18 protein-coding genes are annotated in these 26,523 nt (G+C 74.1%); 8 read left to right on the top strand and 10 right to left on the bottom strand.

Annotated features, from left to right (window positions below):
• The first annotated feature begins 48 nt into the window (after positions 1 to 48).
• Positions 49 to 693, top strand: a complete 645-nt coding sequence (locus ABZ945_RS12015) for a superoxide dismutase (protein ID WP_361267464.1) — start codon at positions 49 to 51, stop codon at positions 691 to 693.
• Positions 694 to 831: 138 nt separating this feature from the next.
• Here the strand turns inward: ABZ945_RS12015 and ABZ945_RS12020 are convergent, their stop codons facing one another.
• The gene (locus ABZ945_RS12020) at positions 832 to 1,476 is read right to left on the bottom strand and encodes a DsbA family protein (protein WP_361267295.1); all 645 of its coding nucleotides are present in this window, start codon (positions 1,474 to 1,476) and stop codon (positions 832 to 834) included.
• Between the two features lie 237 nt (positions 1,477 to 1,713).
• Between ABZ945_RS12020 and pepN (ABZ945_RS12025) the strand changes: the two genes are divergently transcribed.
• Entirely contained in the window at positions 1,714 to 4,290 is a 2,577-nt protein-coding gene (gene pepN / locus ABZ945_RS12025; protein ID WP_361267297.1) for an aminopeptidase N, read from the top strand.
• A 283-nt stretch (positions 4,291 to 4,573) separates the two neighbouring features.
• Positions 4,574 to 5,614, top strand: a complete 1,041-nt coding sequence (locus ABZ945_RS12030) for a hypothetical protein (RefSeq protein ID WP_361267299.1) — start codon at positions 4,574 to 4,576, stop codon at positions 5,612 to 5,614.
• 25 nt (positions 5,615 to 5,639) lie between these two features.
• On the opposite strand, the gene ABZ945_RS12035 is transcribed toward ABZ945_RS12030, so the two are convergent.
• Together ABZ945_RS12035 and ABZ945_RS12040 are read right to left on the bottom strand one after the other, a co-directional pair.
• The gene (locus ABZ945_RS12035; RefSeq protein ID WP_361267301.1) at positions 5,640 to 6,803 is read right to left on the bottom strand and encodes a serine hydrolase domain-containing protein; all 1,164 of its coding nucleotides are present in this window, start codon (positions 6,801 to 6,803) and stop codon (positions 5,640 to 5,642) included.
• Positions 6,804 to 7,009: 206 nt separating this feature from the next.
• Positions 7,010 to 7,459: an NUDIX hydrolase gene (locus ABZ945_RS12040; protein WP_361267466.1), complete on the bottom strand. Its 450-nt coding sequence runs from the start codon at positions 7,457 to 7,459 to the stop codon at positions 7,010 to 7,012.
• Between the two features lie 238 nt (positions 7,460 to 7,697).
• On the opposite strand from ABZ945_RS12040, the gene ABZ945_RS12045 reads away from it, so the two are divergent.
• On the top strand, positions 7,698 to 11,045 hold the full coding sequence (locus ABZ945_RS12045) for a S8 family serine peptidase (protein WP_361267303.1): 3,348 nt from the start codon (positions 7,698 to 7,700) through the stop codon (positions 11,043 to 11,045).
• A gap of 246 nt (positions 11,046 to 11,291) precedes the next feature.
• Positions 11,292 to 12,311, top strand: a complete 1,020-nt coding sequence (locus tag ABZ945_RS12050) for an aspartate-semialdehyde dehydrogenase (RefSeq protein ID WP_361267305.1) — start codon at positions 11,292 to 11,294, stop codon at positions 12,309 to 12,311.
• Positions 12,312 to 12,431: 120 nt separating this feature from the next.
• On the opposite strand, the gene ABZ945_RS12055 is transcribed toward ABZ945_RS12050, so the two are convergent.
• Positions 12,432 to 12,662, bottom strand: a complete 231-nt coding sequence (locus ABZ945_RS12055) for a ribbon-helix-helix protein, CopG family (RefSeq protein ID WP_361267307.1) — start codon at positions 12,660 to 12,662, stop codon at positions 12,432 to 12,434.
• Positions 12,663 to 12,882: 220 nt separating this feature from the next.
• On the opposite strand from ABZ945_RS12055, the gene pepN (ABZ945_RS12060) reads away from it, so the two are divergent.
• Entirely contained in the window at positions 12,883 to 15,450 is a 2,568-nt protein-coding gene (gene pepN / locus ABZ945_RS12060) for an aminopeptidase N (RefSeq protein WP_361267309.1), read from the top strand.
• Positions 15,451 to 15,653: 203 nt separating this feature from the next.
• On the opposite strand, the gene ABZ945_RS12065 is transcribed toward pepN (ABZ945_RS12060), so the two are convergent.
• The 3 genes from ABZ945_RS12065 to ABZ945_RS12075 all read right to left on the bottom strand — a co-directional run bounded on the left by ABZ945_RS12065 (position 15,654) and on the right by ABZ945_RS12075 (position 18,680).
• Positions 15,654 to 16,568, bottom strand: a complete 915-nt coding sequence (locus tag ABZ945_RS12065) for a LysR substrate-binding domain-containing protein (protein WP_361267311.1) — start codon at positions 16,566 to 16,568, stop codon at positions 15,654 to 15,656.
• 10 nt (positions 16,569 to 16,578) lie between these two features.
• Entirely contained in the window at positions 16,579 to 17,565 is a 987-nt protein-coding gene (locus ABZ945_RS12070) for a DMT family transporter (protein WP_361267468.1), read from the bottom strand.
• A 158-nt stretch (positions 17,566 to 17,723) separates the two neighbouring features.
• Entirely contained in the window at positions 17,724 to 18,680 is a 957-nt protein-coding gene (locus ABZ945_RS12075; RefSeq protein WP_361267313.1) for an EamA family transporter, read from the bottom strand.
• Between the two features lie 117 nt (positions 18,681 to 18,797).
• On the opposite strand from ABZ945_RS12075, the gene ABZ945_RS12080 reads away from it, so the two are divergent.
• Positions 18,798 to 19,352, top strand: a complete 555-nt coding sequence (locus ABZ945_RS12080) for a MarR family transcriptional regulator (RefSeq protein ID WP_361267315.1) — start codon at positions 18,798 to 18,800, stop codon at positions 19,350 to 19,352.
• Between the two features lie 119 nt (positions 19,353 to 19,471).
• Here the strand turns inward: ABZ945_RS12080 and ABZ945_RS12085 are convergent, their stop codons facing one another.
• Genes ABZ945_RS12085 through ABZ945_RS12095 form a run of 3 tightly spaced genes read right to left on the bottom strand, consistent with a single transcriptional unit; the run spans position 19,472 to position 22,447 of the window.
• Positions 19,472 to 19,714, bottom strand: a complete 243-nt coding sequence (locus ABZ945_RS12085; RefSeq protein ID WP_361267317.1) for a hypothetical protein — start codon at positions 19,712 to 19,714, stop codon at positions 19,472 to 19,474.
• 20 nt (positions 19,715 to 19,734) lie between these two features.
• Positions 19,735 to 22,104: a 4-alpha-glucanotransferase gene (malQ, locus tag ABZ945_RS12090; protein WP_361267319.1), complete on the bottom strand. Its 2,370-nt coding sequence runs from the start codon at positions 22,102 to 22,104 to the stop codon at positions 19,735 to 19,737.
• A gap of 1 nt (position 22,105) precedes the next feature.
• Positions 22,106 to 22,447 carry a hypothetical protein gene (locus tag ABZ945_RS12095; protein ID WP_361267321.1) on the bottom strand — a complete coding sequence of 114 codons (342 nt, stop codon included), beginning with the start codon at positions 22,445 to 22,447 and terminating at the stop codon, positions 22,106 to 22,108.
• 1,090 nt (positions 22,448 to 23,537) lie between these two features.
• Between ABZ945_RS12095 and ABZ945_RS12100 the strand changes: the two genes are divergently transcribed.
• Positions 23,538 to 26,516 carry a beta-N-acetylglucosaminidase domain-containing protein gene (locus ABZ945_RS12100; RefSeq protein ID WP_361267323.1) on the top strand — a complete coding sequence of 993 codons (2,979 nt, stop codon included), beginning with the start codon at positions 23,538 to 23,540 and terminating at the stop codon, positions 26,514 to 26,516.
• Positions 26,517 to 26,523 lie beyond the last annotated feature (7 nt).

Genomic DNA, 26,523 nt, shown 5'->3' on the forward strand with positions numbered 1-26,523 from the left:
AGCCTGCAACTGCATAGAATGTGCAATAAGCAGTCGGAGGGCTCGGACATGGCGATCTACACACTTCCTGAACTTCCGTACGACTACGCGGAGCTCGACCCGGTCATCAACCCGCAGATCATCGAGCTGCACCACGACAAGCACCACGCCGCGTACGTGAAGGGCGCCAACGACACCCTGGAGCAGCTGGAGGAGGCCCGCGACAAGGACGCCTGGGGCTCCATCAACGGCCTGGAGAAGAACCTCGCGTTCCATCTCTCCGGGCACATCCTGCACTCCATCTACTGGCACAACATGACCGGCACCAAGAACGGCGGCGGCGGCGAGCCGCAGGCGGCCGACGGGGTCGGCGACCTGGCGGACGCCATCACCGCGTCCTTCGGCTCCTTCGCCAAGTTCAAGGCGCAGCTGTCGAAGGCCGCCGCGACCACCCAGGGCTCCGGCTGGGGCGTCCTCGCCTACGAGCCGGTCAGCGGCCGTCTGATCGTCGAGCAGGTCTACGACCACCAGGGCAACGTCGGCCAGGGCTCGGTCCCGGTCCTGGTCTTCGACGCCTGGGAGCACGCCTTCTACCTCCAGTACAAGAACCAGAAGGTGGACTTCATCGAGGCCATGTGGCAGGTCGTCAACTGGCAGGACGTGGCCAAGCGCTACGCCGAGGCCAAGGACCGCACCCCGCTCATCACCCCCTGAGCACCCCGCACCACAGCCTTCGGCACCCCGAGGCGCCCTGCTCGTGATCGTCTTCTCAACCTTCACGGGGCAGGCGGAAGAAGGAACGGCCCCCGCGATGACAGGAATCGCGGGGGCCGTTCTGTCTGCGGGGACGGACTACTTCAGGTTGCTGAAGTCCGGGCCCTTGGTGCGGCTGCGCTTCAGCTCGTAGAAGCCGGGGACGGAGGCCACCAGCAGGGTGCCGTCCCACAGCCGGGCGGCCTCCTCGCCCTGCGGGGCGGGGGTGACGACCGGGCCGAAGAAGGCGATCTGCCCGCCGTCGGCGCCGGGCACCGCGATGACCGGGGTGCCGACCTCCTGGCCGACCTTGCTGATGCCCTCCTCGTGGGAGGCGCGCACCTGCTCGTCGTAGGTGTCCTTGTCGGCGTACTCGATCAGCTCGGCCGGCAGGCCCGCGTCGGCCAGGGCGCCGGCGATGGCCTCCAGGGTCGGGCCCTCCTCGTTGTTGTGGAAGCGGGTGCCGAGCGCCGTGTAAAGCGGGCCCACCACCTCGTCACCGTGCAGCTCACGGGCGGCGGTGACCACCCGGACCGGGCGCCAGCCCTTCGGGCCGAGCAGCTCCCGGTACTGCTCCGGCAGCTCGTCGATCTTGGGCTCGTTGAGCACGGCCAGGCTCATCACGTGCCAGCGCACGTCCACCGGGCGCACCTTCTCGACCTCCAGGATCCAGCGGGAGGTCATCCACGCCCAGGGGCACAGCGGGTCGAACCAGAAGTCGGCGGGGGTCCTCGTCTCGGACATGCGAGCTCCTCGTCAAGCGCGAACGGGTCGAAAGGGTCGGAACGGACCGAAGAAACGGTCGGAACAGTCGTAGCAGCCGGATCTCTCCGAAAGACGGAACACCGCTGATCGGCCGCGCCATTCCCGGCGGACGCGACCGCCGTCCCCGGCGTCGGCAGCAGGCCGTTCCCGGCGGAGGGCCGGATCGGGGGCGTGGGAGGATCGGCCTGATCTGACGAGCAACGAAGGAGTTCGCCCGTGCCGCTTGAGAACCTGACCCGCGAGGAGGCCCGGCACCGCGCCGAGCTGCTCGCCGTCGACAGCTACGAGGTCGCGCTGGACCTGCGGTCCGCGGTCGGTGAGGGCGGTGGCGGTGAGGGGCCCCGGACCTTCCGCTCGGTGACCACCATCCGGTTCCGCTGCGCCGTGCCGGGCGCCGCGACCTTCGCCGACCTGATCGCCCCGTCCGTGGCCTCCGTGGTGCTCAACGGGCGGGAGCTGGACCCGGCGGCCGTCTTCGACGGGGCGCGGATCGCGCTGGACGACCTGGCCGAGCAGAACACCCTGGTGGTGGACGCCAGTTGCGCCTACAGCCGCACCGGCGAGGGCATGCACCGGTTCGTCGACCCGGAGGACGGCGAGGTCTACCTCTACACCCAGTACGAACCGGCCGACGCGCGGCGGGTGTTCGCCAACTTCGAGCAGCCCGACCTCAAGGCGCCCTACCGCTTCACGGTGACCGCCCCGGAGGGCTGGAGCGTCTGGGGCAACGGGGCCGAGGAGTCCCGCGAGGGCGAGGTCCGGCGGTTCGCCGAGACGGCGCCCATCTCCACGTACATCACCTGTGTGGTGGCCGGGCCGTACCACCATGTCACCGACGTCTACCGGCGGGACGGGCTGGAGATCCCGCTCGGCGCGATGTGCCGGCGCAGCCTGGCCCGCCACTTCGACGCCGACGACATCTTCCTGATCACCAAGCAGGGCTTCGACTTCTTCCACGAGAACTTCGACTACCCCTACCCGTTCGGCAAGTACGACCAGGTGTTCGTCCCCGAGTACAACCTCGGCGCGATGGAGAACCCGGGCCTGGTGACCTTCCGGGAGGAGTACGTCTACCGGGGCAAGGTCACCCGGGCCGCCTACGAGCGCCGGGCCAACGTGATCCTGCACGAGATGGCCCATATGTGGTTCGGCGACCTGGTCACCATGGTCTGGTGGGACGACCTGTGGCTGAAGGAGTCCTTCGCCGACTTCATGGGCTCCTTCGTGCTGGCGGAGGCGACCCGGTTCACCAACAGCTGGGTGACCTTCGCCAACAACCGCAAGTCCTGGGCGTACCGGGCCGACCAGCTGCCCTCCACCCACCCGATCACCGCCGACATCCGGGACCTGGAGGACGCCAAACTCAACTTCGACGGCATCACCTACGCCAAGGGCGCGGCGGTGCTGAAGCAGCTGGTGGCGTACGCGGGCCGGGAGGCGTTCCTGGAGGGCGCCCGGCGCTACTTCAAGCGGCACGCCTACGGCAACACCCGGCTGGAGGACCTGCTGGCGGTGCTGGAGGAGACCTCCGGCCGGGAGCTGCGGGACTGGTCGCGCGCCTGGCTGGAGACCACCGGGGTCAACGCGCTGACACCGGCGGTCACTTACGCGCCGGACGGGACCGTCGCCGAGCTGGCCGTGGAGCAGGAGGGCGAGGTGCCGCGGCCGCACCGGGCGGCGGTGGGGCTGTACCGGCTGGACGGCGGTGAGCTGGTGCGCTACGCCCGCGCCGAGGTGGACGTGACCGGGGCGCGGACGGTGGTGGCCGAGCTGGCCGGCGCCGAGCGGCCCGCGCTGGTACTGGTCAACGACGACGACCTGACGTACTGCAAGATCCGCTTCGACGAGGGCTCGCTGGCCACCCTGCGGGACCATCTGGGCGCGCTGCGGGACCCGCTGGCGCGGGCGCTGTGCTGGTCGGCGCTGTGGAACCTGACCCGGGACGCCCTGCTGCCGGCCCGCGACTTCGTGGCGCTGGTGCTGGCCTTCGCCGGGCGGGAGTCGGACATCGGGGTGCTCCAGATGCTGCACGCCCAGGTCCGCACCGCGCTGTCGCACTACACGGCGCCGGGGTGGCGGGAGGAGGGCGGCAAGCTGCTCGCGGAGGGCGCGCTGAGGGAGCTGCGGGCCGCCGAGCCGGGCAGCGAGCACCAGCTGACCTGGGCCCGCTTCCTGGCCGCCACGGCCGCCTCGGAGGCCGACTTCACGCTGCTTGAGGGCCTGCTGGCGGGCACCGAGCGGATCGACGGCCTTCAAGTAGACCAGGAGTTGCGCTGGACCTTCCTGGAGCCGCTGGTGGCGCACGGCCGGGCCGACGAGGCGGCGGTCGCGGCCGAGCTGGCCCGGGACGACACCGCCTCCGGCAAGCGGCACGAGGTGCGCTGCCTGGCCTCGCGTCCGTCGGCGGCGGTCAAGGCGCAGGCCTGGGCGGCCGTGGTGGAGTCCGACAAGCTCTCCAACGCGTTGGTGGAGGCCACCATCGGGGGCTTCGCCCAGCCCCACCAGCGGGAGCTGACCGCCCCGTACGCGCCGACGTACTTCGAGGTGATCGAGCGGGTGTGGCGGGAGCGCTCCATCCAGATCGGCATGGACGTGGTGCGCGGGCTGTTCCCCGGCCACCAGGACCCGGCCACCACCCTGGGGGCGGCCGACCGCTGGCTGGCCGCCCATGAGTCGGCCCCGCCGGCGCTGCGCCGGCTGGTGCTGGAGGCCCGGGACGATCTGGCCCGCGCCTTCGCCGCGCAGCGCCGCGACGCGGCGGCGGGGAAGGGCGCCGGGTCGGGAGCCAGCTGACGGTTGGTCGGCGGGCAGTAGTCGGCTGCGGCCGGTCAGGGGTGACCGGTTGACGGCCGGTGGGTGGCGGCCGATTGACGGACGGATCGATGTGCGGGTGGCGGACGGGTGACCGAACCGCCGCCCGCACTTCCGTGTGCACCGCTGTGACCAGGGGATTGTCGGATTTCGGCGGCCCTTTTCGGCACTCGAACGCCCGTACTTTAGGACGGAGTCGTCCCGGAATATCGACGGGCGTGTAACAGCGGTTAGCGGCCCGCGGGGCGGCGGGAATGGCCCCGGCATGACCGACACCCCGCTCCCCCAGCGCCCCCTCTCCGCCGTCACCACCCCGCCGCCCCTCCTGCCGTCACCCGGGCAGCGGCGGGTGCTGTCCACCGCCGAACTGCGGGCGCGGGGCGTGTCCGCGGCCGAGGCCGGGGCGCGCTGCCGTGACGGCGGCCCCTGGCAGCGCTTCCTGCCGGGGGTGTACCTGCTGCACTCCGCCACCCCCACCAGCGAGGAGCGGCTGCACGCCGCCGTGCTGTACGCCTCCGGGGCCGGGGCCGCCCGGGCGATGGTCACCGGGGCGGCGGCGCTGGCGCTGTACGGCTTCGCGGCCGCGGCACCGCTGACCGCGCTGGAGCGGATCGACGTCCTGGTGGAGCGGACCCGGCGGCCCCGGTCCTCCGGCTGGGTGCGGATCGTCCGCGCCGCGGAGCCGCCCGCGCCCCGGGAGGTCACCGGAGTGCCGGTCGCCCCGGTGGCCCGGGCGCTGGCGGACGCGCTGGCCCGGATCACCGACCCGCACACGGTGCGCCTGCTGGTGACCGAGGCGGTACGGGACGGGCACTGCGAACCGGGCGCGCTGGTACGGGAGCTCAACCGGGCGCGGCTGCTGACCCGGCCGCAGGTGGTGGACGCGGTGGACACCGTACTGGCCGAGGGCCGGGCGCTGGCGGAGTCGCGGCTGTACGAGATGGTCCGGGCCGAGTCGCTGCCGGAGCCGCTGTGGAACGTGGACCTGCGGCTGCCCGGAGGCCCGCACCTGGGCGGGGTGGACGCCTACTGGCCCGAGTTCGCGGTCGCGGTGGAGCTGGACACCCGCTCACCGCGCCGGGACGAGGACGGCCACGGAAACGGGGCCGGGGGCGGCCCGGGCGCGGAGTGGACGGAGCACAGCCGCAAGCGGGAGACGCTGGAGCGGCTCGGTATCACCGTGGTGCATCTGACGCCGCGCAAGCTGCGGGACGCCCTGGAGCAGCAGGCGATCGTGGTGCGCACCGCGCTGATGGCGGCCGGGGACCGGGCCCCGGCCGCCTATGTGGTGGTGCTGCCCCGGTGAGGCCGGGGCCCTCGGGTGTCCCGGGTCAGCCGCAGAACTCGGCCTCGACCACGGTCTGCGCGTCGCCCGCGTCCCCGTTGACGTTGAGGGTGAGCGAGTGGCGGCCGTCGCGGGTGGAGACCATGTCGGAGCCGGAGCCGTGGATGCCGCCGCTGTGGCCCCACACCTCCTTGCCGCAGCTGAGCTTCTGGGCGTAGACACCGAGGCCGTAGCGGTGTCCCTCGGGCGCGCCCGTCATGGGCACGGTGGTGGTCAGCGCTGTCATCTGGGCGCGCGGCAGTAGTCCGCCGCGCAGCAGGGTGCGGACGAAGCGCTGGAGGTCGGAGGTGTTGGTGACGACCTCCCCGGCGGCACCGGCGATGGAGGGGTTGAGTTCGGTGACGTCGTGCAGGGTGTCGTCCCCGGTGATGTGCGCGTAGGCCCGGCCGCTGGGCTGGGGCATCCGCGCCCTGGTGCCGGGGAAGGAGGTGGCCTTGAGCTTCAGCGGCTTGAGGATGCGGCGTTCGACCTCCTGGGCGTAGGGGCGGCCGGTGGCCTTCTCGATCACCATGCCGAGCAGGACGTAGTTGGTGTTGGAGTACCGCCAGGAGGTGCCCGGGGCGAAGTCCGGGGCGTGGGTCATGGCGAGGGACACCAGCTGCTTCGGCGTCCAGGTGTCGTAGCGGTGCTGGAGGAAGCCGGGCCCGAAGACCTTCTTCTGGAAGCCGGGGTCCTCGGTGTAGCCGTAGACGCCGCTGGTGTGGTTGAGCAGTTGGCGCAGGGTGATCTTCCGGCCGTCGTGGCCGTTGCCCCGCACGGTGCCGGGCAGCCAGCGCTCCACCCGGTCGTCCAGGTCGAGCCGCCCCTCGGCCTCCAGTTGGAGGACGACGGTGGCGATGAAGGTCTTGGTGATGGACCCGGCCCGGAAGCGGTCCTGCGGCAGCCGCTCGCGGCCGGTGGTGCGGTCGGCGACCCCGGCGGAGCCGTTCCAGGTGCCGCGGCGGTCCTGCACCTGGACGAGGATGCCCGGCGCCCCGCCCTCCTCCACCACGGCCTTGGCCGCCGCCAGGGTGCGCTGGTGGCCGCGGTCGCGGTCGGCGGTACGGGCCTGGTCGCCGGCCGCGGCGGCCGGGGTGGTCAGGGCGGCGGCGGTGAGGGCGGCGGCGAGGAGCGCCACCGGCGCGGCTCTGCGGGCGCTGTGTACGGACATGTTCGGTCCCCCCGGTCGTTGCTGCTTCGCGCGGGGTGCGCGGTGCGGTCATCGAGCAGGACCGCACCGGGTCGGGGGAAGTTGCCTGGCCGGGAAGGTTGAGCGGTTTCCGGCCGTGGTCGGGGGCGGCGGGTCGGGGGCCGCGTCGTCCGGGGGCGGCGGGCGCCCCTGGGTCCGGGGCGGTCGGGGCAGCGGGGAAGGGCGGCTCAGCCGGTCGGATGGCCGTGGGCGGGGCGGTCGCGCCGGAGCCGCAGGGCCGTGTCGACCATGGGGACGCGGGTGAGAGCGGGCACCTCGGTGAGCGGGTGCCAGGCGGCGAGGTCGGTGGAGCCGCCCACCTCGGGGCGGAGCGTCCCACCGGTGATCCGGGCCTCGTAGTACAGGTGCACCCCGTGCAGCTCGAAGGGCCGGCGCAGGCGGCGGGGGGTGCGCCGGGTGCGGGAGCCCACACCGAGCAGGGCGGTGACCTCGGCGGTGTGCCCGGTCTCCTCGGCCACCTCGCGCAGTACCGCGTCATAGGGGTCCTCGCCGTGCTCCACCCCACCGCCGGGCAGGGTCCACTCCCGGGCGCCGGACCGGTCCACCCAGCGGGCCAGCAGGATCCGCCCGTCCTCGACGCACACCGCGTACGCCCCCACCCGCAGTCCCCGCCGCACTCTCATGCGCCGAGGCTACGCGAGGGGCGCGGGAGGCGGCGCGGGACGGCGAACAGGACGGGCAGCGCCGGGGTTTCGGGTGGTTCGTCCGGGATGGCGGTCGCCGGAAGATGGCGGGTTTCCGCCAGGACGCCATCCCGTCTCCGTCAACCCTCCACAAAACCCTGTCACTTACGAAAGGGTGAGCGGTCATCCGGCACCGAATTCCGGACTGTCTCTTTCACCAAGAGGGATGCTGATGACCACCCCCCAGTTCCAGGGTTCCGAGGGCGAGCGCGCGGCGATATCCGCCGCCGCCCCGGCTCCCGCACGCAGACGGGCGGCCCGCGTCGCGGCGGCCGCCGGTCTGGTGGCCGCGCTGGTCGCGGCCGGCGCCGCCCCCGTGCTCGCCGTCGAGACCCCCGCGGACCCCGCTCCCCCGAAGTCCGCCGCCGCGGACAAGCTGGGCCCGGCCGACGCCGAGCGGCTCGCCGAGGCCGAGGCGCAGGGCGAGAAGACGGTGACCGTGATGGTCGCCACCGCGCCGGGCGCCACCGAGCAGGTCGCCGCCCAGCTCGACGCCGTCCCCGGCGGCTCGGTCGGCAAGACCTTCGACAAGCTCGGCTATGTCCGCGCGACCCTGCCGACCGACCGGGCGGAGGCGGCCCTGGAGAAGGCCGCCAAGCTCTCCAGCGTCCACGGGATCGACCTCAAGCAGGAGATCCAGCTGGACGACCCGACGCCGACGGCCGACCGGGCCAAGGGCGCCGAGGCGCAGCCCACCGCCGGCCAGTACCCGGCGCCGGGCAAGGACACCCCGGCGAAGAACCCGTACAACCCGTCCTTCGAGACCGGCGCGGTGGACTTCGTGAAGTCCAACCCGAAGTTCGACGGCCGCGGTGTCACCATCGGCATCATGGACTCGGGCGTGGACCTGGGCCACCCGGCGCTGCAGAAGACCAGCACCGGCGAGCGCAAGATCGTCGACTGGGTGACCGCCACCGACCCGATCACCGACCAGGACGCCACCTGGCAGGCGCAGACCAACCCGGTCAGCGGCCCGACGTTCACCATCGCCGGGTCCACCTGGACGGCGCCGGCCGGCGCGTACTCCTTCAGCCAGTTCAAGGAGTCCACCACCGCCACCGGCGACGCGGCGGGCGACCTGAACCGGGACGGCGACACCACCGACGTGTGGGGGCTGCTGTACGACGCGGCCGCCGGCACCGTGCGGGTCGACCTGAACAACAACAAGGACTTCTCGGACGACGAGGCCCTGAAGCCGTACAAGGACGGCTTCCAGGTCGGCTACTTCGGTACCGACAACCCGGCCACCGAGATCGCCGAGCGCGTCCCGTTCGTCGTGGAGATCCGCAAGGACGTCCCGATGGACCCGCGCGGCGGCTCCTGGGTCGGCAAGAAGGCCGACTTCGTCAACATCGGCATCATCGAGTCCGAGCACGGCACCCACGTGGCCGGCATCACCGCCGCCAACGGGCTGTTCGGCGGCCAGATGAACGGTGCGGCGCCCGGCGCCAAGCTGGTCTCCTCGCGGGCCTGCTCCTGGGGCGGCGGCTGCACCAACGTGGCGCTCACCGAGGGCATGGCCGACCTGGTCATCAACCGCGGCGTGGACATCGTCAACATGTCGATCGGCGGACTGCCGGCGCTGAACGACGGCAACAACGCCCGTGCCGAGCTGTACACCCGCCTGATCGACGAGTACGGCGTGCAGCTGGTCATCTCGGCCGGCAACTCCGGTCCGGGCCTGAACACCATCGGCGACCCCAGCCTCGCCGACAAGGTGATCTCGGTCGGCGCCTCGATCTCCAAGGAGACCTGGGCGGCCAACTACGGCTCCGAGGTCGAGACCCCGAACGCGCTGTTCAACTTCTCCTCGCGCGGCCCGCGTGAGGACGGCGGCTTCACCCCGGTGATCTCCGCCCCCGGTTCGGCGATCAACACCATCCAGACCTGGCTGCCGGGCGCCCCGGTCGCCGAGGCCGGATACAAGCTGCCGGCCGGCTACGGGATGCTCCAGGGCACCTCGATGGCCTCGCCGCAGGCCGCCGGCGCGAGCGCGCTGCTGCTGTCCGCCGCCAAGCAGAAGAAGATCGACCTGCCGCCGGCCGACCTGCGCACCGCGCTGACCAGCACCGCGAAGAAGATCAACGGTGCCACCGCGCACGAGCAGGGCTCCGGTCTGATCAACATCGTGGGTGCCTGGAAGCAGATCCGCCAGGGCGCCACCCAGGTGCACGACTACGCGGTCAAGGCGCCGGTGGACACCGCCATCGACTTCGCGCTGAAGACCCCCGGCTTCGGCACCGGCCTGTACGACCGCGAGGGCGGGCTGAAGGTCAAGCAGCGCAAGGTGTACGACCTGGTCATCACCCGCACCGCCGGCCCCGACAAGCCGGTCCGGCACGAGCTGGACTGGAAGTACAACGACGGCACCTTCGAGCTGCCCGGCTCCGGCGCGGTCTCGCTGCCGCTGAACAAGCCGGTCACCGTGAAGGTCGCGGCCAAGCCCCTGTCGGCCGGGGTGCACAGCGCCATCCTGGAGGCGGACGACGTCAAGACGGTCGGCGTGGACAAGCAGATCCTCGCCACCGTGGTCGCCGCCAAGGAGCTGGCCAAGCCGTCGTACGCGGTGCACGAGCGCGGCTCGGTGCAGCGCAACGCCACCAAGAGCTACTTCGTGACCGTGCCGCAGGGCGCCAAGTCGCTGGAGGTCGCGCTCGGCGGGCTGACGGCGGGCTCGCAGACCCGCTTCATCTCGATCCACCCGTACGGCACGCCGGTGGAGTCCACCGCCTCCACGGCCTGCTACCCGAACTACGTCAACCCGGCCAACACCTGCCGCCCGGACCTGCGCTCGTACGCCAACCCGCAGCCCGGCGTCTGGGAGATCGAGGTCGAGGCGCGGCGCACCTCGCCGCACCTGGACAACCCGTACAAGCTGGACGCCACCGTGCTGGGCGCGGTCTTCGACCCGGCCGTGCAGACGGTCCCGGAGGCCAAGGTCGGCACCCCGGCGCCGGTGAGCTGGAAGCTGGACAACCAGTTCGCGGCGATCGACGGCCGGCTCAAGGGCGGCCCGCTGGGCTCCGCCAAGACCGCCACCCCGACCATCGCCAACCGCGCGCAGCAGGTGACCACGGTCACCGTGGGCGCGGGCGTGGACCGGCTGGACGTGGTGATCGGCAACACCTCCGACAAGGGCGCCGACCTGGACCTGAGCGTGAAGCGCAACGGTGTGGTGGTCGGTTCCTCGGCGGACGGTGACTCGGAGGAGGCCGTCTCGCTGGTGAAGCCCGCCGCGGGCACCTACGAGATCGTCGTGGACGGCTACGCGATCCCGTCCGGCTCCACCACCTACGACTACAAGGACGTGTTCTTCTCGTCCACGCTCGGCACGGTCAAGGTGGACGAGTCCAAGCCGGTGAAGCTGGCGAGCGGCGGCACCGCGCAGGCGTCCGCCGAGGTGCTGGTGAACGGCGCGGCCCCCGAGGGCCGGCAGTTCTTCGGCGAGGTCTCCCTGCTGACGGCCGGCGGCACCCCCGCGGGCAGCGGCAGCGTGGTGATCGGCAAGGTCACCCCGTAACCGCACATCCCGCAGCCGCGGAAGTACGGCAGTGAGGGCGGGCGTCCGACCGGGCGCCCGCCCTTCGCCGTCCCGGGAGCCGTTCCCGTCGCGGTTCCGGCCCGGTTCCGGTCCCCGAAGAGGTCCTTCTCACGTTGCGGACAATGCATTGGACAGAGCGGGTCCGGTGATACGCATCATGGAGACGGCACCAGGCCGCGAACCCAGCAGACCAGCACGACCAGCACATATGTACGGAGGAGTCCCGTGAAGGTAGGAATCGTCGGAGCGACCGGTCAGGTCGGCACGGTCATGCGCAGAATCCTCGCCGAGCGGGACTTCCCGGTCAGCGAGCTGCGGCTGTTCGCCTCCGCGCGCTCCGCGGGCAGCGAGCTGGACGGGGTCACCGTCGAGGACGCGGCCACCGCCGACTACACGGGCCTGGACATCGTGCTGTTCTCGGCCGGCGGGGCCACCTCCAAGGCGCTCGCCGAGAAGGTCGCCTCCCAGGGTGCCGTGGTGATCGACAACTCCTCCGCCTGGCGCCGGGACCCGGAGGTGCCGCTGGTCGTCTCCGAGGTGAACCCGCACGCGGTCAAGGACCGTCCCAAGGGGATCATCGCCAACCCGAACTGCACCACCATGGCCGCGATGCCGGTGCTGAAGCCGCTGCACCAGGAGGCGGGCCTCACCGCCCTGGTCGCCACCACCTACCAGGCCGTCTCCGGCTCCGGCCTGGCCGGCGTCGCCGAGCTGAACGACCAGGTCACCGCGGTGGCCGAGCGGGCGTCCGAGCTGACCCACGGCGGGGACGCCGTCCCGTTCCCCGAGCCCGGCGTCTACCGCCGCCCGATCGCCTTCAACGTGCTGCCGCTGGCCGGTGCCCTCGTGGACGACGGCTCGCACGAGACCGACGAGGAGCAGAAGCTCCGCAACGAGTCCCGCAAGATCCTGGAGATCCCCGAGCTGAAGGTCTCCGGCACCTGCGTCCGCGTCCCGGTCTTCTCCGGCCACTCCCTCCAGGTGAACCTCCGCTTCGAGCGCCCGATCAGCGTAGAGCGCGCCTCCGAGCTGCTGAAGGACGCCGAGGGCGTCGAGCTCTCCGAGATCCCCACCCCGCTCCAGGCCGCCGGCCAGGACGTCTCCTACGTGGGCCGCATCCGGGTGGACGAGACCGTCGACAACGGCCTGGCGCTCTTCCTCTCCGGCGACAACCTCCGCAAGGGCGCCGCGCTGAACGCGGTGCAGATCGCCGAGCTGGTCGCCGCCGAGCTGACCGGCCGCTGAGACCGGTGTGAAGGGGGCGGCCACCCGAGTCGGGCGGCCGCCCCCTTCGGCGTACGCGGGTACGGCCGTACGCCGCCGGGGCCGGGCGGCGGGTGCCCCTCCCCGCGTACGCGGGTGGCGTCAACGCGGCTCGTCGTCGATGCCGTCACCCGAGAACCGGTCCCGGAAGGCCGAGTCCGGACCGGCGTCCCATTCCGCGAACGCCGCGGTGTACGCGACGGCGAGCTCGGCCTCGCGTAGGCGGTCGATGGCCTCTCGGACGGCGGCCGAACGCGAGGTGACCGTGCGGGCGGCGTACCGGTCCAGGAAGGCGACGTCCTCCGCGGGGAGGCTCAGGTTGATCCTCTTCACGAGGCGAGAGTCTGCCAGCGCAGGCGCGTCCCGTCCGGCCTTTGGCGGTGGCGGCCCTCGGGGGCGGCCCCTGGGCAGGGCGGGCCACCCCCTTCGGCGTACACCGGTGGGCCCGGGGGCGGGTGCCGGGCGCGGGCCTGGGCGGTGGCCCACTGCGGCGGGGGCCGTCGTGGAAGGATGACCGCAGACCCCGCACAAGATCGCACAAGGAGATGACCGGGTGCCTGGCACGAACCTGACCCGTGAAGAGGCCCAGCGGCGCGCGCGGCTGCTGACCGTGGACTCGTACGAGATCGACCTGGATCTCAGTGGCGCGCAGGAGGACGCGGTCTACCGGTCGCGGACCACCGTGCGCTTCGACAGCGCCGAGGCCAACGCGGAGACCTTCATCGACCTGGTGGCCCCGGCCGTGCACCAGGTGGTGCTCAACGGCCACGACCTGGAGGTGGCCGCCGTCTTCCGGGACTCCCGGATCGCGCTGCGGCACCTGAAGGCGGGCGCCAACGAGCTGACCGTCGTCGCGGACTGCGCGTACACCAACACCGGTGAGGGCCTGCACAAGTTCACCGACCCGGTGGACGACCAGGTGTACCTGTACACGCAGTTCGAGGTACCGGACGCCCGGCGGGTGTTCGCCAGCTTCGAGCAGCCCGACCTGAAGGCGGCCTTCACCTTCACCGTGAAGGCCCCGGCCGGCTGGACCGTCATCTCCAACTCGCCCACCCCGGAGCCGTCCGCCGACGGCACCTGGGCCTTCGAGCCGACGCCGCGCATCTCCACGTACATCACCGCGCTGATCGCCGGGCCGTACCACAGCGTGCACAGCTCCTACGAGAAGGACGGCCAGACCGTCCCGCTGGGCATCTACTGCCGGCCCTCGCTCGCCGAGTTCCTGGACGCGGACGCCATCTTCGAGGTCACCCGGCAGGGCTTCGACTGGTTCCAGGAGAAGTTCGACTACGCCTACCCGTTCGCCAAGTACGACCAGCTCTTCGTGCCCGAGTTCAACGCGGGCGCCATGGAGAACGCGGGCGCGGTCACCATCCGCGACCAGTACGTCTTCCGCTCCAAGGTGACGGACGCGGCGTACGAGGTGCGGGCCGAGACCATCCTGCACGAGCTGGCCCACATGTGGTTCGGCGACCTGGTCACCATGGAGTGGTGGAACGACCTCTGGCTGAACGAGTCGTTCGCCACCTACACCTCCATCGCCTGCCAGGCCGCCGCGCCCGGCTCGCGCTGGCCGCACTCCTGGACCACCTTCGCCAACTCCATGAAGACCTGGGCGTACCGGCAGGATCAGCTGCCGTCCACCCACCCGATCATGGCGGAGATCAACGACCTGGACGACGTCCTGGTCAACTTCGACGGCATCACCTACGCCAAGGGCGCCTCGGTGCTCAAGCAGCTGGTGGCGTACGTCGGCCAGGACGAGTTCTTCACCGGCGTCCAGGCGTACTTCAAGCGCCACGCCTTCGGCAACACCCGCCTCGGCGACCTGCTGGGCGCCCTGGAGGAGACCTCCGGCCGCGATCTGAAGACCTGGTCCAGGGCGTGGCTGGAGACGGCCGGCATCAACATCCTGCGCCCGGAGATCGAGACGGATGAGGAGGGGATCATCACCTCCTTCGCGGTGCTCCAGGAGGCCCCGGCCCTCCCGGCCGGCGCCAAGGGCGAGCCCACCCTGCGCCCGCACCGGATCGCCATCGGCCTGTACGACCTGGACGAGGCCGGCGCCCTGGTCCGCACCGACCGGGTCGAGCTGGACGTCCAGGCCGCCGAGCGCACCCCGGTGGAGGCGCTGTCCGGCAAGCGCCGCCCGGCCGTCGTCCTGCTCAACGACGACGACCTGTCCTACGCCAAGGTCCGCCTGGACGAGGTGTCCCTGGCCAACGTCACCGAGCACTTGGGCGACTTCACCGAGTCGCTGCCGCGCGCCCTGTGCTGGGCCTCCGCCTGGGACATGACCCGCGACGGCGAACTGGCCACCCATGCCTACCTGGACCTGGTGCTGACCGGCATCACCAAGGAGTCCGACATCGGGGTGGTGCAGTCGCTGCACCGCCAGGTCAAGCTGGCCCTGGACCTCTACGCGGCGCCGGAGCGCCGGGACGCGGCCCTGGCCCGCTGGACCGAGGCCGCGCTGACCCATCTGCGGACCGCCGAGGCGGGCAGCGACCACCAGCTCGCCTGGGCCCGCGCCTTCGCCGCCACCGCCCGCACCCCGCAGCAGCTCGACCTGCTGACCGCGCTGCTGGAAGGCACCCAGACCATCGAGGGCCTGGCCGTGGACACCGAGCTGCGCTGGGCGTTCGTGGAGCGGCTGGCCGCCACCGGGGTCTACGACGAGGCGGAGATCGCCGCCGAGTACGAGCGGGACAAGACCGCGGCCGGTGAGCGGCACGCCGCCACCGCCCGGGCCGCCCGCCCGACCGAGGAGGCCAAGGCGGAGGCCTGGGCGTCGGTGGTGGAGTCCGACAAGCTGCCCAACGCCGTGCAGGAGGCGGTGATCGGCGGCTTCGTCCAGACCGACCAGCGCGAGCTGCTCGCCCCGTACGCGGAGCGCTTCTTCACCGCGGTCAAGGGTGTCTGGGAGTCCCGCTCGCACGAGATGGCCCAGCAGATCGCCATCGGGCTCTACCCCTCGCTCCAGGTCGCGCCGGAGACCCTGGAGGCGACGGACGCCTGGCTGGACTCCGCCGAGCCGACCGCGGCCCTGCGCCGCCTGGTGTCGGAGTCCCGCTCGGGCGTCGAGCGGGCCCTGAAGGCCCAGGCCGCGGACGCCTGACCCCTTATTGAGGGCTCGGTTCACCTCCGGGGCGCTTTGAGCGACTGTCGACGGTCACCGTGCTCGGTCGCTCGTACCTCGCTCCCTGCGCGCGGCTCTCTTTCGACAGCCGCGCGTCCCTTCGGCTCACTCGCCACTGGTAGGTGCCGTGAGAGTTTGGGCGCGCGTCCTCTGCCCGCTGTACGGGGCGGGGGCGCGCGCCCTCAGCGCGTACCGGCCGCCTCCCGTAGCGCGGCCAGCACCCGGGCGATGCCGGGGGCGTGTTCGGCGCCGCGCCGCACCGCCGCGACGACATGGCGGCGCGGCTGGTCGGCGTCCAGGACGCGCATCACGACCCCCGGGGCACCAGGGGTCGTGCGCTCGGCGGCGGCCATCCGGGGCACCAGGGCGACGCCCATCCCGGCCTCCACCATGGCCAGGATCGCGGTCCACCCGGCGGCCGAGTGGGCCTGCTCCGGGACGAAGCCGGCGGCCTCGCAGGCCGTGGTGGTGATCTCCGACCAGGGGCCGCTGCCGCCGAAGATCCACCGCTCACCGGAGAGGTCGGCCAGCCGCAGCCCGGGCGCGGCCGCCAGCGGGTGGGCGGCCGGCAGGGCCACGTCCAGCGGGTCGGCCAGCAGCGGCACCCGGTGGAAGCGGGGGTCCCGGGCGGTCGGGGCCTGGGCCGCCAGGGAGAGCGCGAGGTCCACCTCGCCGGCCGACAGCAGCGCGTACGCCTCGGCGGCCTCGGCCTCCCGCACCCGCACCTCCAGCCCCGGGTGGCCGGCCCGCAGCCGGACCACCGCGGGCACCACCAGGGCCGGGACCGCGGTGGAGAAGGCGCCCACCCGCACCTGGCCTCTCTCGCCCTCCAGATAGCCGGCGAGCGCCGCGTCAGCGCGCTCCAGCTGGGCGAAGACGTCCTCGGTGTGGCGGAGCACCAGCTGGGCGGCGTCGGTGAGCCGCACCCGGCGGCCGTGCGCCTCCAGCAGCCGCACCCCGAGCTGCTTGGCGAGGTTGGTGAGCTGCTGGGAGACGGCCGAGGGGGTCATCAGCAGGGCCTGCGCCGTCGCGGTGACCGTGCCGTGGTCCCGCAGCGCGCGGAGGATCTGGAGCTTGCGGATGTCCCACTCGGTCATGCCGGGCAACCTACCGGGGCCTGCCACCCGGGCCCGGTCCCCCTCCGGCCGCCGCCCGTCCCCTTCCGGCCGCCGTCCGTCCCCCTCCGGCCGCCGTCTGCCCTCCTCCGGCCGCCGTGCCGAGGACCACACCGCCCAGGATCAGCCCCAGGCAGAGCATCTCCCGTACGCCCATCGCCTCGCCCAGCAGCGCCCAGGACAGCAGCGCCACACAGACCGGCTGGAGGTAGTAGACGGCGCCCGCGCGGGCCGCGCCGACCAGGGCGATCGCCTTGTTCCAGGCGAAGAAGGCAAGCGCGGAGGAGAGGACCCCGACATAGACCAGTGGTCCGACCGTGCCGGTGGACGGGGTGAAGCCACCTTGGAGGGCGAGGCTGGCGGCATAGGCGGGCAGCAGCATCAGGGTGCCGAGGACGAAGGTGGCGAAGAGGAAGGCGAGGCCGCCGAGTTCGGCGGGGCGGCGCCTGAGCAGGGCGCTGTAGGAGGCGAAGCAGACGGCGGCCGCGCAGATCCACAGGTCCCCGGTGCCGAGTCCGCCGGCCCCGGCGGCGCCCGCGCCCGAGCCGACCAGGAGCAGCACCCCGGCGAAGGCGGTGAGCATACCGAGGGCGCGGCGCGGGCCGAGGCGGGCGCCGCCCAACCGTTCGTACAGCGCCATCAGCACCGGGGCGGCGGCCATCACCATGCCCATGGTGGCGGCCGGGGTGGTCAACCCGGCCTGGTTGACCAGGGTGTTGTAGACGGTGACGCCGAGCAGCGCGGCGGCGGTGGTGTACGGGAGGTGGCGCCGCAGCGCGTGCCGCTCGCGCCAGGCGGCGCGGGCGGCGAACGGGGCGAGGGCGATCAGGGCCACGATCCAGCGCCAGAAGGCGGCCTGGACGGGCGGCACGGTGTCGTGCAGGGCGCGCGAGGTGACGAAGCTGCCGGACCAGACGACGGTGGCCACGGCGGCGAGGAGCAGCCCGGGCCCGAGAGCGGCGGTCGTCCGCCGGGCCACCGGTCGCGGCCGCTCCCCGCCTCCCCGCTCCCCTGTCCGCCGGGGGAGCTGCTCCCCTATTCGCCGGGGGAGCTGCCTGGGGTGCTGCGGGGCGCGGACGCGGTCCTCGTCCAGGGTGGCCACGGTGGTCCTTCCTTGGGTGCCGGGGGTGTCGGGACCTACCGTGTCGCCGCCGCGCTCTTCACGTCCATCGAAACATTCTGACCGTTGTCTTCAGCATCGCTGAACGGTTGCGGCTGGGGGACGCGGCCGGGCACGGGGCGGGCGCCGGTGAGCTGGCCGAGCAGGGTGGCACCGAGGGCGATGACCATGCCGACCACCTGGACCGGGCCCAGGGCCTGACCGAGGGCGGCCCAGCCGATGACGGCGGCGGTGAGTGGGGAGAGCGGGCCGAGCAGGGTGACCGAGGTGGCGGGCAGCCGCTCCAGACCGCGGAACCAGAGCCAGTAGCCGACGGCGGTGTTGACGAGGGCGAGGTAGGCGTAGCCGGCCAGGTTGGTGCCGGTCAGGGCCGGAGGCGGACCCTCGACCAGGAGGGCGATCGGGGCGATGATCAGTCCGCCGGCGGTGAGCTGCCAGCCGGTGAAGGCGAGCGGACCGACGCCGGCCGGGCGCCCCCAGCGCTTGGCGAGGACGGTACCGGCGGACATCGCGAGCGAGGAAGCGAGCCCCGCGACCACGCCGACCAGGTCGAAGGCGGCTCCGGTCTTCAGCACCACCAGGCTCACCCCGAAGGCGGCGGCGATCGCGGCGAGCAGGGTGCGCGGGGTGGCCCGCTCGCCGAGCAGCAGGGCGGCGAGGCCGACGACGAACAGCGGCCCGACCGAGGTGACCACGGCGGCGACCCCGCCCGGCAGCCGGTACGCGGCGAGGAAGAGCAGCGGGAAGAAGGCGCCGATATTGAGGGCGCCCAGGGCCGCGGCCTTGCCCCACCAGGCCCCGCGCGGCAGCGTCCTGGTGAGCGCGAGCAGCGCCAGCCCGGCGGGCAGGGCGCGCATCAGCCCGGTGAACAGCGGCCGGTCCGGCGGCAGGAACTCGGTGGTCACGACATAGGTCGAGCCCCAGGACACGGGCGCGAGCGCGGTGATGGCGACGGTGACGGCCCTATGGGACATGATTCCCCCTCATTGGCTTAGCGGTAATTAGCTTACTACTAAGCTAGTTACTGACAAGAGACTTACCGGAAAGTGACTTACTTGCATGCCACGGGGAGGGGCGGCCAGACTGCCGCCATGAGCACCACTCCCGCATCCCCCGCCGGCGCCGACGCCGGTCACGGCCTCGACCCGGACACCGAGCCGGACCCGGTCGACGCGATCGTGGCCCAGTGGGCCGTGGTCCGCCCGGACCTCCAGACGGTGCCGATGGCGGTGTTCGGCCGGATCTTCCGGCTGGCGCACACCATGGGCGGGCGGATGGAGAAGGCGTATCTGGCCCATGGCATCGGCCGGGGGGAGTTCGACGTGCTGGGTACGCTGCGCCGCTCGGGTGAGCCGTACACCCTCTCCCCGCGCGAGCTGTCGGCCACGCTGATGCTGACCACCGGCGGGATGACCGGGCGGCTGGACAAGCTGGAGCGGGCCGGGCTGCTGAGCCGCAGCCCCGACCCGCACGACCGCCGCGGACTGCGGGTGACGCTCAGCGAGCGCGGCCGGGAGCTGGTGGACGAGGCGGTCGGCGCGGGCCTCGCGGCCCAGCGGGCGGCCCTCGCCTCGGCGCTGGACGAGCAGGAGGCGGCGCAGCTCTCGGCGCTGCTGCGCAAGCTGCTGAAGACCACCGGGTTCTGAGCCGCGGCCCCTCCGCAACGCACGACGGGCGCCGCCCGGTGGTCGAACCCACCGGGCGGCGCCCGTCAACGGCCTCTCAGCCGGCGGCCGTCAGACCGTCACACTGTTTCCGGCCTCGGTCAGACCTTCTTCGGCCGGTCCGTCGACCGGTCGAGCACCATCACCAGGCCGGCGATGACCGCGAACAGCACGATCGGGGCCAGCACGAACAGGCCGAGGGTGTCGAGCACGCTCAGGCCGGAGCCGGGGTCGTCGCCGTCGTCGCGGTGGAGCGCCGCGAACGCGGGGGACGACATGAGCAGCATCATCAGCGTCGTACCGGCCGCGACGGCGCCGGCGCGCAGGGCGTTCTTCTTGTCCACGGAGCAAAGTTAGCGAACGGCTACCGGCCCCGCGCGCCCGGGGGTGCCGTATCACCCGCCGGGCGGACCGCACCCGAGCCCCGGGGCGCGGCGGGCGGGATCGCGCCGGGCGCCTCGGACACCGTCGCCGCGGCCGTACCGGGCCCCGCCGACGCGGCCCCGGCCGCCGTACCGGACAGCTCCGAGACCGGCCCCGGGGAGCCGGGCACGGGGACGTCCGAGCCGCGGACCGCGTCCATCAGAGCCCGCAGCCGGGGCGAGGCGGCCAGCTCCTCCAGGGTGACCGGGCGGCCCTCGGCGTCGGCGATCGGCAGCCGCCAGTTCGGATACATGTCGCCCCAGGTGCCCGGGAGGTTCTGCGGGCGGCGGTCACCGACCCCGTCCGGCAGCCACACCCCGGTCATCCGGGCCGGGGTGCGGCGCAGAAAGGCGTACACGGCGCGGATCTCCGCCTCCTCGTCCCGCTCCGCCGCGCCCCCGGAGGTGGCGCCCCGCTCCCCCTCGGCGAGCAGCCCCAGCGCGTTGAGACAGCCCAGCCACTCGGCGACCTCGGCGGTGTCCTCGGCCTCCTCCTCGGCGAGCGGCCGGGTCAGCAGCCCCAGCCGGTGGCGCAGCGCGACATGGTCGCCGGACAGCCGGGCGGCGGTGGAGGGCAGATCGTGGGTGGTGGCGGTGGCCACGCAGTCGGCCCGCCAGGTCTCCGGGGGCAGCGGCGCCCCGCCGTTCTCCCAGTCCCGTTCGAACCAGAGCACCGAGGTGCCGAGGACGCCGCGCCTCTGCAGCGCCTCGCGGACGCCCGGCTCGACCGTGCCCAGGTCCTCGCCGATGACGACCGCGCCGGCCCGGTGCGCCTCCAGCACCAGGACGGCCAGCATGGCGTCGGCGTCGTAGCGGACATAGGTGCCCTCGGTGGGCGGGCGGCCCACCGGCACCCACCACAGCCGGAACAGCCCCATCACATGGTCGATCCGCAGCGCCCCGGCATGCCGGAGCATCCCGCGCAGCAGGTCCCGGTAGGGGGCGTAGCCGGAGGCGGCGAGCGCGTCGGGCCGCCAGGGCGGCAGCCCCCAGTCCTGGCCGCGCGCGTTGAACGCGTCCGGCGGGGCGCCCACCGACATCCCGGCGGCGAAGGCACCGGCCCGGGCCCAGGCGTCGGCGCCCTCCGGGTGCACCCCGACCGCCAGGTCGTGCACGATCCCGACGCCCATCCCGGACTCCCGGGCGGCGCGGGCGGCGGCGGCCAGTTGCTCGTCGGTGAGCCAGGCCAGCCGGCGGTGGAAGTCCAGCCGCTCGGCCAGCTCCCGCCGGGCCCGCTCGGTGCGCTCCGAGCGCGGGTCGCTCAGCCCCTCGGGCCACTGCTCGCGCTCGGCGCCGTACCGCTCGACCAGCGCGCACCAGGTGACATGGTCGTCCAGCTCCCGGCCGCCGGCCTCGGTGAAGGCGCGCAGCGCGGCAGCCCGGCCGGGGCCGAGCTCCACCCGGTGCAGCACCTCAAGCGCCTGCCGCTTGAGCACCCACACCGCGTCCCGGTCGATCAGCTCGCCCTTGCGCAGCACCTTCTCGCGCAGCTCGGCGGCCTTGGCGACGAGCGCGTCCAGCGCCGCCCGGTCCTCCCCCTCGACATAGCCGTACTCCGGCACGTCCTCGATCCGCAGATGCACCGGGTCGGGGAAGCGGCGGGAGGAGGGGCGGTACGGGGAGGGGTCGGTCGGCGTGCCGGGCACGGCCGCGTGCAACGGGTTGACCTGCACGAAGTCGGCGCCCAGGGTGCGCCCGGCCCAGCCGGTCAGCTCCACCAGGTCGCCGAGGTCGCCCATGCCCCAGGAGCGGGCGGAGAGCAGCGAGTACAGCTGCACCAGCAGCCCGTAGCCGCTCCGGGCGGGCTGCGGTACGCGGGCGGGGGCGACGATCAGGGTGGTGAGCGAGGCCCGGCCGTCCCGGGCGCGGGCCCGCAGCCGGTGCACCCCGAGCGGCAGCCGCTCCCAGCGCGGGGAGCCGGAGACCTCGTCGCCGTGCTCGGTGGTGACGGTCAGCTCGGTGCCCGGCGGCAGCGCGGCCAGCTCCTCGGGGAGCTCCGCCCCGCCCCCCGTCCGCGGCGCCCCCCGCCCGTCGGCGGAGGCGGTCCCGCCCGCGCGCTCGGCGACCCGGCTGCCCGACTCGGGCGGCGGCTGCTGCCGCCACACCACCAGGGTGGGCGGCAGCAGCCGCGCGGCCTGGGCGGCCTCGGCGGCGGCCAGCGACGCCTGGACGGCCTCGGGGGTGGCGGCGTCGACGTCCAGGGCGGCCAGCACCTCGGCCACCGTGTCGTCGGGGACCGGGACGGTGGTGCCAACGGAAGGGGAGTACGCGGTGGCGACACCGTGCAGCGCGGCGAGCCGGGCAAGGGTCAATTCAGGCTCCTGGGGACTCCGGTCCACCGGCCACGGCGTAGGCGGTCGGCTCGCTGGTCAGCGGGGTGGTCTCGGTGTACGCGGGCTCGCTGGTGAGGGGGGTGGCGTCGGCGAGCGGGGGCTCACTGGTGAGCGGGACCATCGGGGCGTGCGGGCCGGCCTCGGGGGCGGTGACGGCCTCGGGCATGGTCACGGCGGCGGCGCGAGCGCCGGGGGCGCGGTCGGGGTCCGGACCGGGGTGCGGGGTGTGGGCGGCGTGTCGTCGGGCACCCTGGTCCGGGACCTGTTTGGAAAGGGCCTGCTCGGACAGGGCGGAGAGCAGGAGCTGTGCGGACGCGGTCATGGTGGCCTCCGTTGTGGGGTGACGGTGGGACACAGCAGCCCTACCCCGTAGGCGGCGGACCATCCGTGGAACGTGGCGTCTGTCACAACGGCCACCGGGCCTCCGCCTCGCCGCCGCCATCCACCCCACCGTGGCCGCAGACCCACCACCCGACGGGCAAATGCGACAGACCAGACATGCGCATTGACACCCTCGGCGAGTCGGTGGTGGGCTCGCGAACTGGCGGGCCGCCAGGCCGGAGTCCCGGCCCGTGAACAGCCGGAGAACCGGCCGGAGATCCGGGTCGGTCCGGCCCTCGGCCACGCTACTCGCCGGATGACGAAAGACGAGGGGGACGCGCGTGGGGTTCGGGCGCATCGGACGCGGGCAGCGCACCGGACGGACGCGGCGCGCACCAGAGGCCGGGTCCGGCGTGGGGGATGGGTCGGCCGGCTCCGGCGTGGGGGATGGAGCGGCCGGGTCCGTTGTACGAGAGGGGTGGGCCAGGTCCGGGGAGCGGGCGGCGAGGTACGAGGTGGGCGGCGCCCACGGCGGCAGCCGGGACGTACCGGCGGAGCCTGGCGTACCGGCCGCGTCCCGCGCACGGGCGGCGGAGTACGGCGTACGCGCCTGGTCCGGCGTAAGCGACGCACACGGTGGAGCGGCCGGGTCCGGCCTACGAGGCGGGGCGCCCGCCCGGCAGCAGCCCGGGCCCACCGCCCCCGCCAGCCCCGGCATCGGCCCCAACTCCGGCCCGGAAGGCGCCCGGAGCACCCGGGACACGCGGCGCGCCGAAGGCGACCGGAGCACCCGGGACGCGGAAGACACCCCGGACCCGCGGCGCGCAGCCGGCACCCGGGACACGCGGCGCGCCGAAGGCGACCGGAGCACCCGGGACGCGGAAGACACCCCGGACCCGCGGCGCGCAGCCGGCACCCGGGACGCGCGGCGCGCGGAAGGCGACCGGAGCACCCAGGGCCCAAGGGGCGCCCGGGGCACTCGTGGCGCACAAGGCCCCGGGCGCGCGCGGCGCGCCCGGGGCTCCCGAGGCGTACCGCCCCTCCCCGCCGACCGCTTCGGGCCCCGCGCCCGCACCGCGGCCGCCGTCGCCGTGGCCGTCATCGGCGGGCTGCTGACCACCTCGCCCGTCGCCCCGGGCTCCTCCGGGGCCGACGCCTCACCGGACGGCACCTCGGCCGGCTCCGGCCCGGCCCGTACGGCGGCCCCGGTGGCCGCTGGCGGGCCCGCCGCCGGGGATCCGGCCGCGCAGGTGGTGCCCGCTCCCCCGGCCGCCACGACCGCGGACGCGCCGCCCGCCGTATGGCCGCGGCCGCAGTCGCTGCGGGCGGTGCCGGGGGCGGCCGTGCCGCTGGGCGGGCGGGTGGCCCTGGTGGTGGGCCGGGGCGCCGACCCGTACGCGGTGGCGGCGCTGGAGGAGGTGCTGCGGACGGCCGGGGTGCGGCGGGTGGACCGGGTCGCCGAGGAGGCCGGGGACCCGGCGAAGGCCGGCGACGGGCGCTCCCCGGTGGTGCTGCTCGGCGGGTCGAGCGCCTGGGTGGCGCTGCGCGCCCTGAAGGTGCCCGAGCGCGGCGACCTGCCGTCCGGCGGCTACCGGCTGGCCACCGGCAAGGTCGAGGGCCGGGGCACCGTCGCGGTGGACGGCACCGGCCCGGACGGCCTCTTCCACGCCGTACAGTCCCTGCGCCAGCTGCTCGGCGGGGGCGCGACCGTCCCCGGGGTCGCCGTGCGGGACTGGCCGGGCACGGCGGTGCGCGGGCTGACCGAGGGGTTCTACGGGCGGCCGTGGAGCCAGGCCGACCGGCTGGACCAGCTGGACTTCCTGGGCCGCACCAAGCAGAACCGGTACCTCTACGCGCCGGGCGACGACCCGTACCGCCAGACCCGCTGGCGCGAGCCGTACCCGGCGGCGCAGCGGGCCGCGTTCCGGGAGCTGGCCGAGCGGGCCCGGCGCAACCATGTCACCCTCGCCTGGTCGATGGCGCCCGCCCAGTCGATGTGCCTCTCCTCGGAGGCGGATCTGCGGGCGCTGCGGCGCAAGACGGAGGCGATGTACGCGCTCGGGGTGCGCGCCTTCCAGCTCCAGTTCGACGCCTCCAGCTACGACGAGTGGGCCTGCGCCAAGGACGCGGAGGTGTACGGGATGGGCCCGGAGGCCGCCGCCCGGGCGCACGCGCTGGTCGCCGGGGAACTGGCCCGCCATCTGGCGAACCGCCATCCGGACGCGGCGCCGCTGACGCTGGTGCCGACCGAGTACTACCAGGACGGGGCGACCGAGTACCGCACCGCGCTGTCGGCCGCGCTGGACGGCCGGGTGCAGGTGGCGTGGACCGGGGTGGGGGTGGTGCCCCGCACCATCACCGGGCGGGAGCTGTCGGTCGTACGGGAGGTGTTCGGGCACCCGCTGGTCACCCTGGACAACTACCCGGTCAACGACTACGCGCAGGACCGGCTCTTCCTGGGTCCGGTGACCGGGCGGCAGCCCGCGGTGGCCGCCGGGTCGGCCGCGCTGATGTCCAACGCCATGGAGCAGCCCGCGATCTCCCGTATCCCCCTCTTCACCGCCGCCGATTTCGCCTGGAACCCCAAGGGCTACCAGGCCGGCGCCTCCTGGGGCGCGGCGCTGGACGACCTGGCGGGCGGGGACGCCCGGGCCCGGGCCGCGCTGCACGCGCTGGCGGGCAACGGCGCCTCCTCGATCCTCGCCCCGGCCGCCGAGTCGGCGTATCTGCGTCCGCTGCTGGCCGACTTCTGGGACACCCGCGCCGACACCGCGGCCTCACCGGCGGTGCGGCGGACGGCGGAGGACCGGCTGCGGGCCGCGTTCGCGGAGATGCGCCAGGCGCCGGAGCACCTGGCAGGTGCGGCCGACGGGCGGCTGGCCCGGGAGGCGGCGCCCTGGCTGGAGCGGCTCTCCCGCTACGGCCGGGCCGGTGAGGCGGCGCTGGACATGCTCGGGGCGCAGGCCCGGGGCGACGGGGCGGCGGGCTGGCGGGCGTCGCTGGCCCTGGCGGAGCTGCGCCGGGTGCCGGGGGCGGACCGGGCCACGGTCGGCGCGGAGGTGCTGGACCCGTTCCTGGACCGGGTGGCCGCCGAGTCCGCCGCCTGGACCGGCGCCACCCGGGCGGAGCACGGGTCCTCGGGCGTTCCGGTGGACGCGGGCCGGCCGCTGGCGGCGGTCACCGCCACCGCGGAGCCGGGCACGGCCGGGGCGGTCGAGGCGTATGTCCCCGGCGAGGGCTGGCACCGGCTGGGCGCGCTCGACGCCGCCTCCGGCTGGACCCAGCTGGCGGCCCCGGCGGGGCTGCGCGCCGAGCGCCTCCGCGTCACGGGAGCGGATCTCCGTACCCTCACGCCCTGGTACGCGGACGGGCCGCCCGCCCGGCTGGAGCTGCCGCGCCCGGAGGCGGACGCGGTGATCGGCGGCGGCCCGCAGCGCTTCGACGCGGTGCTGCGGGCGCAGCGGCCCGGCGAGGTGCGCGGGGAGCTGACCGCGCGGGCGCCCCAGGGGATCACCGTGCGGGTGCCCCGTAGCACGACCGTTCCGCGCGGTACCGCGGCCGCCGTCCCGGTGGAGGTGACCGTGCCGGCCGGGACCCCGGTGGGGGCGTACCCGGTGGAGCTGGAGTTCGCCGGCCAGCGGCGCACCCTCACCGTCCGCGCCTTCCCGGCGACCGGCGGGCCCGATCTGGCCCGTACCGCCACCGCCTCCTCCTCGGGCGACGAGACACCGGACTTCCCGGCCTCGGCGGCGGCCGACGGCGACCGGGAGACGCGCTGGTCCTCGCCGCTGGAGCCGACCGCCTGGTGGCAGCTGGAGCTGGCCCGCCCCACCCATGTGGGACAGCTGGTGCTGCACTGGCAGGACGCCTACGCCAAGCGGTACCGGGTGCAGGTCTCCGCGGACGGCCGCGACTGGCGTACCGCGGCCGTGGTCCGCGGCGGCCGGGGCGGCACCGAGTCGGTGCGGCTGGACGCGCCGGACACCCGCTACGTCCGGCTGCGGCTGGACGAGCGGGGCACCGAGTTCGGCTACTCGCTGGTCGGCGTGGAGGCGTACGCCGTCCGGTGAGCCGCCG

Origin of the sequence: Streptomyces sp. NPDC046887 (assembly GCF_040644755.1) — a bacterium.
Taxonomy (GTDB): Bacteria; Actinomycetota; Actinomycetes; order Streptomycetales; family Streptomycetaceae; genus Streptomyces; species Streptomyces lichenis.